Below are 13,948 nucleotides of genomic sequence, written 5' to 3' on the forward strand. Positions count from 1 at the left end.
ATCGACCGGTCGACGCCCGTGCTCCCGACCTGCAGGGGCGGCATGTACGACGGGCAGACAGTCGACTAAACCCCACCAGGCCCTGACTCCCCGGCCCGCGTGCCGGGCGGCCACAGGCAAGGGCCCCTGACACAACCGTGCCCGGGGCCCTCTGCCCGTTCCATTCCAGCCCAGCCCAGGTGTACTCGGTTCTCGCACCGGCTAGCTACGGCAGGCCCGGCGGCGCGTCCTGCCGGTTCCCTCACACCCCACCCTGCCCGGGGCGCGCGGGCGCGCATCACGGGTCGATAATCACCTGGAACGGCTCGCCCTCATAGATGCGGTCGGAGAGCACCGCGTTGCCGTACTCGGTACCGGCCAACTCGTTGTCGTCCTCGTTGACGTGGGCGCGGATGCAGGGCGCGTTGGGCGGGGTGCCCCGGTCGACCTGAACGTTCGCGACATCCCACACGCCGCCGACTTCGCGGGGGGTGATGTCGATGCACTGTTGACCGGGGTTGCCGCCTTGCGTGGTCTTGGCGAAGGGGTATTCGTCGCAGGAGTCCTTGGGGATGCCGGTGGCGCCATGGGGGAAGGCATAGGGCGCGCGGTCGCAGGTCAGGGCGCGCCGGTTTTTGGCCTTGGGGTCCAGGGGGTCGACGTACCACCGGTTGAGCAGGTTTCCGGGGGTACCTGGGTGACTCAGGAGGTGTATCTGCGCCCATTCGTAGGCGATGGCCGCTCCCTTGTATTTCGACCGGTGGAAGGTGACGTTGGCGGTGTGCCCGTTGACGATGCACCCGGCCCACTGGCCGACCTTGTCGTCACAGCGCACCGTGGGGCCGAACCAGTTGAGGCTGGTGTTGCGGTGTACGCCGGTGCCGGTGGTGGTCTTGATGGTGCCGTTGATGTGGTAGTAGATGTTGATCATGGTGTCGAAGCCCTTGCCGACTGACGAGCTGTAGCTGAGCTGGCCGTCCTCCCGGGCCTGGCCGGCCTTCAGCTGTACCGGGTTGCCGCCCCAGGCCAGTGGGCCCGCCGTGCACTGGCCGCTGCACGTGGAGCTCAACTGGAGCGTCACGTAGGCGATGTTGGGGGTCATGCTAAGGGTATAGACCCTGACTTCCTCCGCCCATGCCGCCTTGGGCAGGGAGTTCATGGCCGCTGCGGCAAGGACCAGGACCTGAGCGTGGCCGTTGGCCTTGTTGTCCTCGCCGATGGTGACGTATTCGGCCAGGTACTTCGTGCAGTACGCGGTGCGGATGGAGGGGATGTCCCCCTGGTCGTCCTTGAGGCACTGGTCGGCCCCGGGGTTGTTCCCGGCGCGGGCGCGGGCCGGTGCGGCGGCGACGGCGGAGGCGGGCGCGGGGCCCAGTTTGATACAGGTCCAGGCCGTGCCCTGGCGCAGGAGTTCGGGGTCGGTTGGGGTGCAGGTGCCGTGGCCCTGGGGGGCCGTGCGGCTCGTGGGCAGTGCGGCGGCGGGCTCCGCGCCGACGGCGCACAGCGCTGCGGTGAGGGCGAGCGAGGCTATCGCCGCCAGGCCACGTTTGAGGTGTTTCAACAGGGTCCCTTCCCTTCGGTGCCCCCTCTTTTTGCGGGCACACCGGAGGAATGAAACCGGGCAACTCCCCTTCTGCCAACCGGGGAACAGGCACTTCTTGATCGCATTTGGCCGGTTGTGCTGTCGCCCGACCGCCCCCGGCGGCAATATTTTTTCACTCACACCTCACAGACGACACACAGGGGGACACCAGACGATGCGCCGCACCACAACCTGCCTGGGCAGAGGGCTCGGAGCGCTCATAGCCACCGCGACGGCCGCCGTGGGCCTGGCCGCCACCCCGGCCACCGCCCAACCCGCCGCCCCCGCTGCGGCTCCCGGCGCGGTCAAGGCCGGGGACACCTGTACCGCAGCCGATCTCGGTACCCGCCACCCGGTCATCAAGACCACCGAAGTCACACCGACGATTACCCACTTCAAGGGCTGGTACGTCACCCCCGGCTCGACCGGCAGCCAGAGCGTCACCACCAACACCCAGACCACCATCTCGGTCTCCGTCGGCCTCAACGGCACCGTTCAGGGCAGCTTCGCCGTTGAAGCCCTCGGCAGCGTCGGGGCGAGCCTGGGCCTGAACGTCCAGGTCAGCTACTCCTCCACCAGCAGCGAGTCAAACTCCGTCAACTGGAACTTCAACGATCCCGGCTACTACGGCCTGTACAAGGGGACCAAGAAGGTCACCGGCACCTACGGCAGCCTCAACTGCAACCGCTCGGATGCGGGCGGCCTGAAGTGGGTTGAGGGTCCCGACACCGGGTCCTACACCACCTACACCACCCTCGAAGAAGGCGCGGTGCGCTGCGAGGACAAGGTCCCCGCCAACAGCATCATGGCCAAGGCCCAGGGCCTGTTGGACTGCGGCTCGCCCGCCGCCAGCGCGAAGCACCCGGCCGGCCCCGTCCCCTCGACCAAGGCCGACCAGGCCAAGCGCGACGCCGACAACGCCGCCACAGCCGCCCAGAGCATGAAGGCCACCCAGACCGCCAAGCCCGTCACGCAGGCTGCCCTGAACTGCCAACCCGCCGTCTACCGGATCCACGTTCCCGGCAAGCCCCTGAACTGGAGCGCACCGGTCCTGGCCAACGATGGCATCCGGCTGCGCGAATCCAACTGGACCAGCGCCCACCTGGACAACTGGCGGCTGTGCAACGTGACGGAGCGCAACGGGGTCATCGAGGCGTCCCTGTGGAACTGGGGCAACGGCGGATGCGCGACCATCCCGGCCAACATCGCCAACCAGGAGCAGGCCTACCTCACGACGGCCACCTGCGGGGAGGACGACCTCCAGCGGTTCTACATCTATCGCGACGTACCCGGCAGCTCGAAGATCGGTCTGCAGAACAAGTACACCGGCTCCATGATGGGCCACGACCGGTACGCGGACGGGGAGTTGATCCGCCAGTACTCCAGCGGCCGCCAGGAGGGCACGGGTACGTACACCCTGGTCGGAGTCTGACAGCCCCCACCCCGTGAGCGCGGCCCCGCACGTGAACCCCCGGCCTCCCGGTTCCGTGCGGGGCCTTCCGCGTCTCAACCCCGAGCCCAGCCTCGGGGACCGGTGCCCGCGGCCGAACGTCCCCTGCCGCATGCGGCGAACCCCCGCCAGAGTGGTGCGCGCTTCAACCCGACGACAGAGACGAGGTCAACTCATACGTATACGAGACCGGTTGATGGTGGACAACGAGTTCTCAAGGAGCGCGAGCGCGACCCCCTGACGATCAGGCTTCTCGCACCTGATCGTCAGGGGCCGCGCTCGCGCTCGCTCCTCCCTCATGGGCTCGTGCCGCGGTCGTCTTCGCCGCCCTCGGTCAGAACTTCCGCTGGAGGTACTGAGGATTTCAGGGTGGGATCGGTGGGTTGATGGTCAAACCTGTGGCGGTGAGGCAGCCGTCGACCAGGTGGGGCCAGAGTTGGATTCTGCGTAACTCGCGGCGGAGTGTGCGGTCGAGGTCGTCGGGTGTGTGGAAGGCGGTGTTGGCCATCGCCCTGCGTACCAGTGACCAGACAGCCTCGACGGGGTTCACGTCGGGTGCATAGGGCGGGAGGCGGATGGTGGTGAGCCAGTCGTGCTCGGCCTCGTACCGTTTCAGCCCGGCGGCCAGATGGATGTTGAGATTGTCCCAGACCACCACGATCGGGCCGTCGAGCTGGATGCGTGCGCGGACCAGGAGGTCGCGGTAGTCCTGCCAGGAGAAGCTCTTGCGGGCGCCCTTGAGCAGGAGATGGGTACGGGGCCGGTGGATGAGGCGGCTCTTCTCCCCGGGTTTGTAGCAGCACAGGGCGGCGACCGAGGTCCGGCGGCGGGACCTGCCACCCCAGTTAGCTGTAGTCGTATGTACGAGTGGGGCTTCCGGGTGGTCGGGGGCCGAGGGCAGGGTACTGCCGGCCCCTGCCGGGCTTGCGTCATATGCCTGCGCCCCCCGAAAGGAATTCTCGGGAGGCGCAGGCATATCTAGGTTCAGGCTGGCACTCGAACCATCAGCTCCAGTTGCAATTATGCTTGCGGACCTCGAACGGGTCGGTCGCCTTCTTCATGCCGATGCTCGGCCGCTCCGACTCCAGGTCCCAGGTGGGGCCGGTGTTCCAGTCGCCGGGCGCGCGCTCCTCCGCCCACGCGGCGTGACAGGCGAACTGCTCATACAGCGACTGGTGCTCTACCTGGTCGATGTCCTTCGGATACGGGGCCATGGACCACACCTGGTCCCACGCGCCGCGGAAGTTGGTGCGAGCGTTAACGAACCCGTTCCTAGTGGGGATGGCGCGGACCTTCACGTGATCCGTGCCGACATAGGTCTCGACCCGTGTCTCCTTGAACCAGTCGGTACCGGCCGCGCCGGAGTAGCCGACGCACTCCTGCTTACACCACCACGTTTCGTCGTCTTTGCCCGGACTCCAGAAAAGGGTCAGGCCGTCCTTGGAGAAGCCTTGCGTCATCGACTGGTACGGCTCCTCCCATCCCTCATCCGACGTCGGATATCCGAACACACCGTCCTCCCATCCGTAGGAGGCCCACAGTTCACCGATACGCCCCCACACAGGGTGCGCCCCGTTCGACAGCGTCGGATGCCAGTAGACGGTGCCGCCCTGGAACTGCTGCCGCTTGCCGGCGCCGTCGGGGTTGGTGCGTTCATCCTCGACCGGGTAGCCGAGCTTCCCGCCCTCGTAGCCGAGCGCGCCCCACTTGCCGCCGATCGTGCCCCATACGGGGTGCGCGTTGCTGGCGGCGGACCAGTAGATGGTGCCGCCCGCGAACTCCTGTCGCTTGCCAACGCCGTCGGGGTTGTCCAGCTCGATGCCGGTCGGACAGCCGAGCGGCCCTGTCTCGCCACGCAGCTCGGTGTACTTGACGAGGATCGCTCCGCCGACCTGCTTGCCGCAGACGTCGTCCGCGGCCGCCGGAGACGCCTGAACAGTAAGGGCTGCGAGGGAGGCAAGGGCGACGACCACGCCCTTGAACAGGCTGGCCTTTCGCCGTAACGGTCGAGTCGACACTTCCACGAGCGGTCCTCTCAGTAGTCGGTCATGGGTGGCGGACCGTACAAGCGGTGCCGCCCTGGGACGACGGCGCCTGCTCGGCCTCCAGGGCCCGGCCTTCTTGCGGACCAGGCCCCAGTGGTGCTTGGAGGTCCGCTCCGCCCGGGACACCGGCAGCGTGCCCTCCGGCAGCTCCACCAGCTGGCGGACGAACTCCGCCACCTGCTCGGGGACCTCCTCCAGCGCCGGGAAACAGCCCATGCGCTGGTACGACTTCAACATCAGCAGCAGGGCCAGCAGGTGCTCATCACCGTCCGTGGCATCGGCCGCCCACTGATGCTCATCGCGAGTCGGCGAGAAGAACAGATGCAGCTCATGCGCGGTGATCAGCCGCTTGAACCGCGGATACGCGGTCCGCTCGATCGAGGTCACAATCCCCGCCCACGCCCAGACGACAACAACATCAACACCAACGACACAGAGCCGAACGGGTGACGGGACGGAGGCGCTCAGGGCTTCAAGATCAACCCATTGCCCCTTTGACCCGTATCTCGGTCAGACCCCGACTACGGTTTGCGGCCCCGGGCGGCCCGAACGGGCTCGCATCGCATCGCCACGGCAATCTGCGTGCCCTTCCCGCCCCGGCCTTCGCATCCTGACCCTGCCCTCGGCGCCAAAACTCGGTCCGATCCTCCTACCGACGCCAATCGCATCGGACGCGAATAGGCGACCGGGGTCCCGGAACTCGCCGATCTCCGGCCGTTGCCGGCCCTACCAGGGACGTTGCACCTGGCTGCGCATGGATGACCGTAGCGACTGCGGCGGCCTGGCGCAGGCTCCTTCACTCCATTGAGCGACTGAGCTGGGCAAACGCCACCGGCTCGCATCAGATGCGAAAAACTCGCGTCCAATGCGATCGACGGAGAGTGATGGCGAGCCTCGCACCGGCGTCTGCTCGCCTGCACCTGGTCGACGGGCACCGATGCTGCGGCCGGACGAGCAGGTCTTCGAGGCAATGCTCCGGGGCTGGCGCAACCGCCCCGCGGCAGCACACGGTCCGCACCACATCCCCCGGCCCCGACCCTGCGACGGCCACCCGCCGGCCGGACCACAGCGCGGCGGCCGGCACCACGTCAGCCACTAAACCTGCCGTCAGGCCTCGGAAACCGCGCGCCGCTTCCTCGCCGTCTCCTTCACCAGCACCTGTAGTTCCCCGCTTTCAAACATTTCCACGATAATGTCGGCGCCGCCGACGAGTTCCCCATCTACCCACAATTGGGGGAACGTCGGCCAGTTACCGATCTCCGGCAACTCCTTCTGGATGTCGGGGTTGTGCGTCACGTTTACGTGCACGAAGCGCTCCCCGCACCCCATGAGCGCCGACACCGCCTTCATGGAGTGGTCGTTGCTCGGCGCCGCAGGCGTGCCTTCCATGTACAGCAGAATCGCATTGTTCGCGATCTGATCCTTAATCGCTTCGATCGTCTTATCTGCCATGGCCGCCTCTTTCACCTCTTCTGCGCCCATGCCGGGCACGATACGCCTCGATCCTAGGGACTCGTGCGTCCAGTTGGCTGGGTGACAGGCCCTTCGCCTGGTGTCTGGCCAGGCTGATCCGACGTCTCCGTCTTTCATGCCCGTTACAAGCCCCGGAGGGCCATTTCGTCATGTCCGAGAACACAGCCGACCTCGGCACCGCCACACCGACCGGGGGCCAGCCGGCCACCGCGCCGAGCCCCGCCCCGAGCGCTCCTCCGGCGTCGGCCGCGGGCGCCGAACAGCAGCTTGCCGAGGCGACCACCCGCGCCAAGCCGGCCGCAGCCGAGCGCGACGAGCTGCGCTCCACCCTCGATACCGTGACCAAGGCGCCCAACCCCAAAGGGGGTGAGGCCGAGCAGGAGTCGGCCAAGCTCGCTTCCGCGGTTCCGGCGATGATGCCACTGCCCGGCCGAGTGCGACGGACAACATGGTTTTGCCGACTCCTTGAAGGGGCGGCCAGGCACCCCCGACACTGTCGTCATGTGGAGGCGCGCTCAGGCGATCGGGGACAAGGACGTCGCACGTGAGATGCGAAGGGTTTTCAGACGCATCCTCCCGGACAGCCGCCATGACCCTGCCGCGGTCGCCAAGGCGTACGGGCAACTCATGTACAAGCCGTCAGCGTGGGGGCACACCGAGATCAGAGGTGAAAGGAAGTTCATCGAAAAATGCTTCAACGTGGGGCTGAGAGACGAGAGTTGTGAATTCGAGCAGCTCACGAAACGTGCCGTTCTGGTTTCGGACAGCTTATTGCTGTCCCACGGACCGGACGCCCCTTATCGCCACCTCGGGGAAGATCGCAGAACAGACGTCGATGTCGACGACAATATGCAGCCGAGAGGGAGTGACTCCAGAACCACCCACTACGGGATTCACTGCCCCGATCTGGCCGCACTGGGAACCTGGCTCCTTGAAGCCGAGCCGCTGATCAAGTCGGGGCTGGCCTGGTACCTTCCGAGCTACTCCACGCGTACGGAATTTGTATCGTCACGTGCATCGGCGGCGACCCATAGACGCTCCTACCCGATAAGCCAGGTCGCCGCGGTCGACTACATCATCAGGGGTGGAAGGGTGATCGATTCATCGGAGTCCAATCCGGTGAAAGACCGCCTGGTGCGCCCCGTACTCCAGATCGATCTGCCCTTCATCGAAGGCGTCACCCTGAGCGACTTCAGCAAGATCACGGTCGATGAATTCGATTCGTACAGCGGATTTCGCGGGTTCTTGCGCACGAGCTTCCTGTCCATGGACGAGGCGCTTAACGCGGAACAGTCCCAGGTCGAACTGGCGAAGCTGCGCCTGGAAATCGAAGACCAGGTGAGTGCGATGCAGACCGAGCTCCGTGCGGCCAAGAGGAAGAGGTCGCTGGGGGTGGTCGGCGCCACTGTCGCCTCCACGGCCGCCCTGCTCGTCGCCGTGGAGGGATCGGTGATGGAGCGAGTGCTCACGACCCTTGGACTGACCACGGCCGGAACCTTCTGGGGGGCGATCAAGGACAGGGTCGAGAACGGCCCCCGCGCGATCCAGAGCGGGAAGTGGTACTACGTCTGGATCCTCGCCCAGAAGAGCAGGGCTCTGTAACGCAGCAGGGCCGGAGGAGGCCCGTCAGGAGTTTGGCAACGGGCCGCGAGAGGCCCCCGTCCAGGCGACCAGGTTCCGGAAGGCCAGTGACTCCTTCTCCCCGTCGAAGCTGTCGACCCGGTCGAACCGGGTCGAAGCGGCCCACCCGCCGATGGTCAGCGGCCCGGTGCGCTGGGGGACCAGTGGCCTGTAGTCGCTGGCCGACCCCGGGCGGCGGCTACAGGCGGCCGCCCGGGGCGTGCGGCAGGCGCTGCGCTGCAAGCGCCGACGGCGGCGCAGCGATGGCCAGCCAGGGCAGACGTGCTGTGACGTCCTTAGAGGCCGCCGACCTTGATGGGGAGCTTTTCGATGACGGCGAGCACCTTGTCCGGGTCGGCCTCTGCGTCGACCAGTTCGACCGGCTTCTCCAGCCTGAAGAGGTCGCCCCGGGGCGGGAACTGGGTCAGATCTCCGAGGCAGACCATCGGCTCCTTGGTGGTCAGAACCATCGTTTCGCTCCCGGGCTGTTCGATGGTCATCGTGAAGCTCGTGACCTCGCGAAACTCGTACCTGGGCGGGAACTGCTGAGTCAGGCGCAGGATGGTCTTCGGGTCAACATCGATGTCGTTCTGTTCGAAGGTGATGGTGCCCTCGCTCGTCCCGTCCTCTCCCTGCAGCTGGGCCGTCATCTTGTGTCCTACGATCCGCATGCGGACGGAGTTCACAGGGTCATTGGGGTTGACGTCGACGCGGTACTTGATGCCGCCGCGGAAGTCGACGGTGACGGGGACGTCCTTGATCCGGAGCGGGGTGTTGACGGCGAGGCTGGAGCAGGGGATCTCGGCGCCGATCGGCGGAAGTCCAGCAGGCATAACGCCAGGGTCCTCACGTGAGAAGGGGACTTACTTACGCAGGCCATCCAAAGGGCCAGTCCGCTCCCCTCCTACCAATCACCCCTTCGTGGGCGGGTCCCTACGACCCCACTGCCCCCGGCCGGCCGGAGGAATGCGTCATCGGGATCCGGCGGGGCATCCATGGTCTGCACATCGGCGTTCGGCGAAGCGCAGGAGGAACTTGAGGAGTGAGAAGGGAGCAACACCGCTGTTGCAGGCGCCGATAATCGCACCAGCTCCTTACCCACGTGCCGCACTTGCCTGACGAACCTGCGCGGAAGGCTCTCCCCGTGCTGCCCCGCTACTACTCGCCCCGTAGGAACGCTCTGGTGCACGCACCCAGGCCGCGCGATCCTGAAGGCGTGGCCCGAAGTCCGCTTCTGCGCGTCCTGCGGCGCCAGGCTCCCGCTCCACGCATCGACCCGGCGCCGGTACTGCGACGGCGCGTGCCGGGCGCAGGGGTACCGCGATCGGCGGACCAGCGACCGGATCATGTCGGCCGCCATGGTGCTCGCCGAGGCCGAGGCGATCGGCGACACCCGCATGATCAAACTGCTGACCTGCCCGGAATGCGGGTTCATGACCTTCGCCGGCAGCTCCCGCAGATCAGACGCGATCTACTGCTCGGATCGCTGCCGCTCACGCGCCACACGCCGCCGAGTGGCACGGCGGGCACGCTCGGCAGCGTGACGTCCAGCCGTGACGAAACGGTCCGTCGACTGCAGGGGCAGCGCCGCTGCCGCCCGTACCCCTGCCACCCCGGCCGCAGGCCGGGGAGTTGCCATCCGGCCTTGCCATTGGCTCCGTCACCTCCGTCGGCAAGGGTGGCACCGGTGATCTTGACGGTGCCCGTGTTCGCTCTGGCGCCCTTCCCGCCGGTTCCGGCAGTGCCGGGCTGGTCCTTGCGGGAATTCCCCCGTGGCCGGCCTTGCCGCCGTTTCCGCCGCGGCCGCCCGCGCCGCCCATGATGGCGGCCTTCGTCGCCGGGCCCTGGACAGTGCCCGCGTCGCCGACACCACCGTTGCCGCCACGTTGGTTCCACCACCCGCATGCCCGTTGGACTCGCGGCCCCCGAGGCCCGAGCCGCCCGCCCCACCCAGCACAAGGCCGAACCCCCCGCGCCAAAGACCGCACACCCCGCCCCGGCAGACGCGCACCGTGCGCTGTGCGACGGCGAGGCGGCCGCCCGCCAGGACCCGGTCCCCGACGCGTGGACGGCACCACCGGCACCCGCACCGCCTGATACAGAAGGCCGTACGGATCGCGTCGACCTGGTGACTCACATACCGCCATGCCGGTTGATCGTTACGCGATGCGGGCAGCCAGTCGCCGCCAACGATCACTTCCAAGGGAGTTCCCATCACGTTAAAGACCGGTACCAGGGTCAAGCTGACCCACGACGTGAAGATCACCGCGCAGTCCGCAATCACGGCCGCCGACCACTACGGGGTCGACTCCACGGCATCATCGGTGACCGGCCAGTCGCGCCAGATTTCGACATCGAGCGAGCGCTTCGCGGGCGCGCTGTACCTCGGCCAGGACACCGAAGGCCTGGTGGTCGCCACCAACTTCGAAACCGAGCCGAAGACCGAGGAACCGTACGTCCCCGATGCCGAAGAGCTCAAGCGTCGGCGGGCTTCGTACGAGGCTCCTGCGCGGCGAAGGCTGGCCCAGCACGAGCCCGGAGGGCCGCAAAAGGATCCAGGCAGAGATGGAGCGGAAGTACGGATTCCGTCCTGACGGAAACGACGTCCAGGGCGAAGGCCCGGCACCACGGCCGGAACCAGAGCCGGACCCTCGCAAGGACGTCCCGCCCAGGGTCCGGGTCCGCTTCGACAACGGCTTCATCATCGACAAAATCGGCCCCGAGCACTTCACAGAGATCTAGCCACGTGCCCTGGCGGGGTGCCCACCCGCGACCGGACCGGGACACCCCACAGCCAGAGGGCGCCGCACGCAGGTCAGCCGGTGCGCGGCCGGTAGACGCGCACCGTCCGCTGCGCGACGGCCAGGCGGCCGCCCGCCAGGATCATGGTGCGAGTGCCGCCGTGGCGGTAGCGGAGGTCGGTGATGGCGATCATCGGAACCTCCCCCTCCCTTCCGGAGGGGGATTTCGGGTTCGCGCTGTACGACGCGCGTGATGCCATGGTGTCCGCGCCAACAGCTCTCGTCTAGGGGTTCGACGAGAGCCTCAGCAGGGCCCAGGAAGGCCCCTGCGGCGACTGATCGAAGGGCCCTTCGGCCCGTCATACCGCCGCCGGAGCTTGGAGGGTGTACCACAGGCCCGTCGAATGGCGACCGGCAGCGCAGCTCAGGAGGTGTCGGCTACCCCGCGAGCCTCCTGGCCCTCTACGTGCCCCTCGTTCACGCCGCGAGCATCCTGGCCCTCGGCGGGCACCTTGCTGCCATCTCCAATGACAACCCCAGTCACGTCCCCCCCAGCACTAACGCTCCTTGTGACCACCCTTGCGTTGGCGATGCCGCGCGAGGCGGTCGGACCGGTCACGCCGCGGCGAGGGAGGACACCCGCAGAGCGCTCCCTCGTCCAGCCTTGGATACGTCGGCGGAGGTCAGTTGCGAGGGAGACAGCCACCGCGCCCATCGCGGGGAGTGCGAAATCTACGAGCCAACTAGGCAGCGTCACGTTCGGCAGCCCCCTTCACACAGAACCAGGTGCTGCTTCCAGCACAGACGAAGGCCCAGAAGAACAGCCAGGCCGACTGTTCCCCGACAACGGACTTGACGGCGGTTGGACCGTCCGCGCTGGACGACAGGAAGAGGGCGAACACCAAGATGATCAAGTTGAAGAGGCAGAGCACGATGAGACGGAAAGCGCCGCACTTCCGTAGCTCGATCAAGGCCTGGATGATGGCTTGGATCGCGATACCTGCGGATACGAGATACAGCTGGGCCCGGCTCATCATCTCCGTCAGCTCTGGCTGCACGTAGCCGGCCGTTTGCCGCCCCGCGAAGTACTGGATGAGTGTGGGCGTGAGGGCGAAGAGCACAGAGCCGAGCATCCACCCGCCGAACTGGGTGAACGTCTCCTTCCTGATTCGTCGTCGTAAGTCGGCTGGATCCGCTGCCGGATGAGGGCTCTCCGCCTGAGTCGCTTCGGGTGGACTTACAGGAGCGGCATCCTCACCCGGTGTGGGAACCGTTGTGGTCATTCGGTGCTCCAGAACGCGCGCTTGACGGACAGCACAGTTCTACCCGCATCCCCCATCCCCCGTCAGCGAGTTGGCAAACACAACAGCGGCTCCAGAACGAGCCGGAACCCAGTTCTTCGGCTCCATGCCGCGTCAGCCGAATCTCGGGCGTCCCCCGACCCGGCGGACATGCCGTGAACGAGAGCGACGCATCCAACCAAGTTCGAGAGAGGCCCCTCCCGGCAACATGGATGGCACCCTGTCACAGGACTCCTCGGCTCAGCGGGCTTGGGCGGATGCCTGGTCGATGGCGCATAGCAGGTCGTTCTGGTCGGGGGTGAAGTCGTCAGCGGGATTGCGCAGCCATTGGCGGTAGGTGCGGGTGCCGCCGGGCTGGGTGAGTTTCCTGCCGCGGCTGTGGCGGAGAGTGGGCCTGCTGGTAGTGGCGCTGCCAGGTGAGGTCTCACGGCGGGTTCCACCAGAGGTCGAATTCAAAGAGGGCGTCGAGGAGACCGGCGAAGCCCGCGAGCATGCCCGTATCCGCCAGCACCTGGCGGATATCGAGGCCGACCCCACTGGCCACCACAGCACCGCGTTGGTCCACCTCGGCGGCCGCCGCTCCCGCTGTGGTTCCTGGCGGCTGATGTACGAGCTTGGTGATCCGATTCGCATTCGTGACATCAGCCACCGCCGAAACGCCTACACCCAGAAGGGCTGAAGGCCAGTACATGCCCGCCCTCATTGCCCCGCCTCGCTGAACTGGGCGGGGCCGAGCGGCTGCCCACCCGCACCACCAATACGGCGGGAACGGGACGCGTGGGGCGGAGGACTTGAGTCCTCCGCCCCACGCGGGCGTCAGCCCTTCGGGCAGTGGCGGCAGGTCACCGTCCGGCCGGTGCGCAGCAGGGCCCGCGGGCCTTCGGCGGCCCGGTCTGTCATGCTCGCCGGGACGGACCGGCCGCTCCCGGGCGGGCCGTGTGGACGGTGCCGGTGGAACAGCCCCGCCCCCCAGCGGTGTGGGCCGGGTCAGGCCCAGGACACGATCACGGCGCCGGGGCGGCCGCTGGTACCGGGCCGGCCTTCGGCGCCGGGTTCGCCGCCGGTGCCGAGCTGCGTGCCGTGGACGTCATCGGCGCGCCCGCCGCGTCCACCGTCCCCGCCGGCGCCTCCGCTGCCGCCCGCCCCGTAGGCACGGCCCCCACCGTCGTCGACCGCCGCACCGCCGGCCGCTGCCGCACCGCCCGGTCCACCATCCCCGCCAGGGGCCCCGTGCCAGGCCTTCGCGCTCGTGCCGCTCCCGCCCGGCCTGCCGGCCTCCCCGCGCTGTCCCGGATTGCGGGCCGTGATCCGGTCGGTGCCGGCGACCGCGCGCAGGACCTCGGAGAGGCCTTCTCCCGCTGTGCCGCCCTCGCTGGGGTGGCCGCCGCTCCCGCCGCTGCCCGGCTCGGAGTCCTCGAAGAGACCGGCGTGCCCGCCTCCCTGACCGGCCTGGCCGGCGCCGTCCTGTGCGACGAAACCGGGTCGGCCGCCTGCGGCGCAGGCCGACCAGGCGCCGCCGGTGACCGAGCTCATGCCGCCCTCGCCGCCGCCGCTGTCGCACGCTCCGGCACTGCCGGCCCGGCCGGAGGTGACCGTGAACGTGTTGCCCCGCGCCCCCTTCACCCCACCGGTGCCGCCCGACGCACCGCTGCCTCCAGGACCGCCACCACCGACGGTGATCTTGAACCTGACCGGCCGCGTTGAGGTGGAAAGGTCGAACACGCACGTCGTGAAAGCGCCGCTGCTGCCTCCCGCCC

11 protein-coding genes and 1 pseudogene are annotated in these 13,948 nt (G+C 67.8%); 4 read left to right on the forward strand and 8 right to left on the reverse strand.

From position 1 onward, the window contains the following. Nucleotides 1–277: 277 nt before the first annotated feature. Complete coding sequence (locus tag ADK52_RS42130) at nt 278–1,540, reverse strand: NucA/NucB deoxyribonuclease domain-containing protein (RefSeq protein ID WP_053688304.1); 1,263 nt, start codon at nt 1,538–1,540, stop codon at nt 278–280. Between the two features lie 196 nt (nt 1,541–1,736). On the opposite strand from ADK52_RS42130, the gene ADK52_RS03520 reads away from it, so the two are divergent. Continuing rightward, on the forward strand, nt 1,737–2,993 hold the full coding sequence (locus ADK52_RS03520; protein ID WP_234343291.1) for a hypothetical protein: 1,257 nt from the start codon (nt 1,737–1,739) through the stop codon (nt 2,991–2,993). 382 nt (nt 2,994–3,375) lie between these two features. On the opposite strand, the pseudogene ADK52_RS03525 reads toward ADK52_RS03520, so the two are convergent. The 3 genes and pseudogenes from ADK52_RS03525 to ADK52_RS03535 form a co-directional block, all read right to left on the reverse strand. Continuing rightward, a pseudogene (locus ADK52_RS03525) lies at nt 3,376–3,852 on the reverse strand (transposase); the annotation flags it as partial. A 163-nt stretch (nt 3,853–4,015) separates the two neighbouring features. Then, entirely contained in the window at nt 4,016–5,443 is a 1,428-nt protein-coding gene (locus tag ADK52_RS41085) for a DUF2599 domain-containing protein (RefSeq protein WP_107089966.1), read from the reverse strand. A gap of 720 nt (nt 5,444–6,163) precedes the next feature. Beyond that, complete coding sequence (locus tag ADK52_RS03535; RefSeq protein WP_324615874.1) at nt 6,164–6,538, reverse strand: glutaredoxin domain-containing protein; 375 nt, start codon at nt 6,536–6,538, stop codon at nt 6,164–6,166. Nucleotides 6,539–7,030: 492 nt separating this feature from the next. Between ADK52_RS03535 and ADK52_RS03540 the strand changes: the two genes are divergently transcribed. Continuing rightward, nucleotides 7,031–8,131: a hypothetical protein gene (locus ADK52_RS03540; protein ID WP_053688306.1), complete on the forward strand. Its 1,101-nt coding sequence runs from the start codon at nt 7,031–7,033 to the stop codon at nt 8,129–8,131. 314 nt (nt 8,132–8,445) lie between these two features. Here the strand turns inward: ADK52_RS03540 and ADK52_RS43300 are convergent, their stop codons facing one another. Beyond that, nucleotides 8,446–8,982 (reverse strand): hypothetical protein, encoded by a 537-nt coding sequence (locus ADK52_RS43300; RefSeq protein ID WP_234343292.1) that lies wholly within the window; start codon nt 8,980–8,982, stop codon nt 8,446–8,448. A 513-nt stretch (nt 8,983–9,495) separates the two neighbouring features. On the opposite strand from ADK52_RS43300, the gene ADK52_RS43305 reads away from it, so the two are divergent. Both ADK52_RS43305 and ADK52_RS42135 read left to right on the forward strand, forming a co-directional pair. Then, nucleotides 9,496–9,693 carry a hypothetical protein gene (locus ADK52_RS43305; protein WP_053688307.1) on the forward strand — a complete coding sequence of 66 codons (198 nt, stop codon included), beginning with the start codon at nt 9,496–9,498 and terminating at the stop codon, nt 9,691–9,693. Nucleotides 9,694–10,404: 711 nt separating this feature from the next. Beyond that, entirely contained in the window at nt 10,405–10,743 is a 339-nt protein-coding gene (locus tag ADK52_RS42135; RefSeq protein WP_159045834.1) for a hypothetical protein, read from the forward strand. Between the two features lie 890 nt (nt 10,744–11,633). Here ADK52_RS42135 and ADK52_RS03555 read toward each other — a convergent pair. The 3 genes from ADK52_RS03555 to ADK52_RS03560 form a co-directional block, all read right to left on the reverse strand. Further along, nucleotides 11,634–12,011, reverse strand: a complete 378-nt coding sequence (locus ADK52_RS03555; RefSeq protein WP_159045835.1) for a hypothetical protein — start codon at nt 12,009–12,011, stop codon at nt 11,634–11,636. 604 nt (nt 12,012–12,615) lie between these two features. After that, on the reverse strand, nt 12,616–12,882 hold the full coding sequence (locus ADK52_RS42140) for a hypothetical protein (RefSeq protein ID WP_159045836.1): 267 nt from the start codon (nt 12,880–12,882) through the stop codon (nt 12,616–12,618). A 296-nt stretch (nt 12,883–13,178) separates the two neighbouring features. Continuing rightward, nucleotides 13,179–13,948: hypothetical protein (locus ADK52_RS03560; protein WP_234343294.1), on the reverse strand; the 770-nt coding region annotated here is incomplete at its 5' end.

It is taken from the genome of Streptomyces sp. WM6372 (genome assembly GCF_001279655.1).
Taxonomy (GTDB): Bacteria; Actinomycetota; Actinomycetes; order Streptomycetales; family Streptomycetaceae; genus Streptomyces.

Coding starts and splice junctions, on each gene's coding strand:
- ADK52_RS43300 (WP_234343292.1), bottom strand. CDS start 8,982: ATGCCTGCTGGACTTCCGCCGATCGGCGCCGAGATCCCCTGCTCCAGC.
- ADK52_RS03535 (WP_324615874.1), bottom strand. CDS start 6,538: ATGGGCGCAGAAGAGGTGAAAGAGGCGGCCATGGCAGATAAGACGATC.
- ADK52_RS42140 (WP_159045836.1), bottom strand. CDS start 12,882: ATGTACTGGCCTTCAGCCCTTCTGGGTGTAGGCGTTTCGGCGGTGGCT.
- ADK52_RS43305 (WP_053688307.1), top strand. CDS start 9,496: ATGTCGGCCGCCATGGTGCTCGCCGAGGCCGAGGCGATCGGCGACACC.
- ADK52_RS03520 (WP_234343291.1), top strand. CDS start 1,737: ATGCGCCGCACCACAACCTGCCTGGGCAGAGGGCTCGGAGCGCTCATA.
- ADK52_RS03540 (WP_053688306.1), top strand. CDS start 7,031: ATGTGGAGGCGCGCTCAGGCGATCGGGGACAAGGACGTCGCACGTGAG.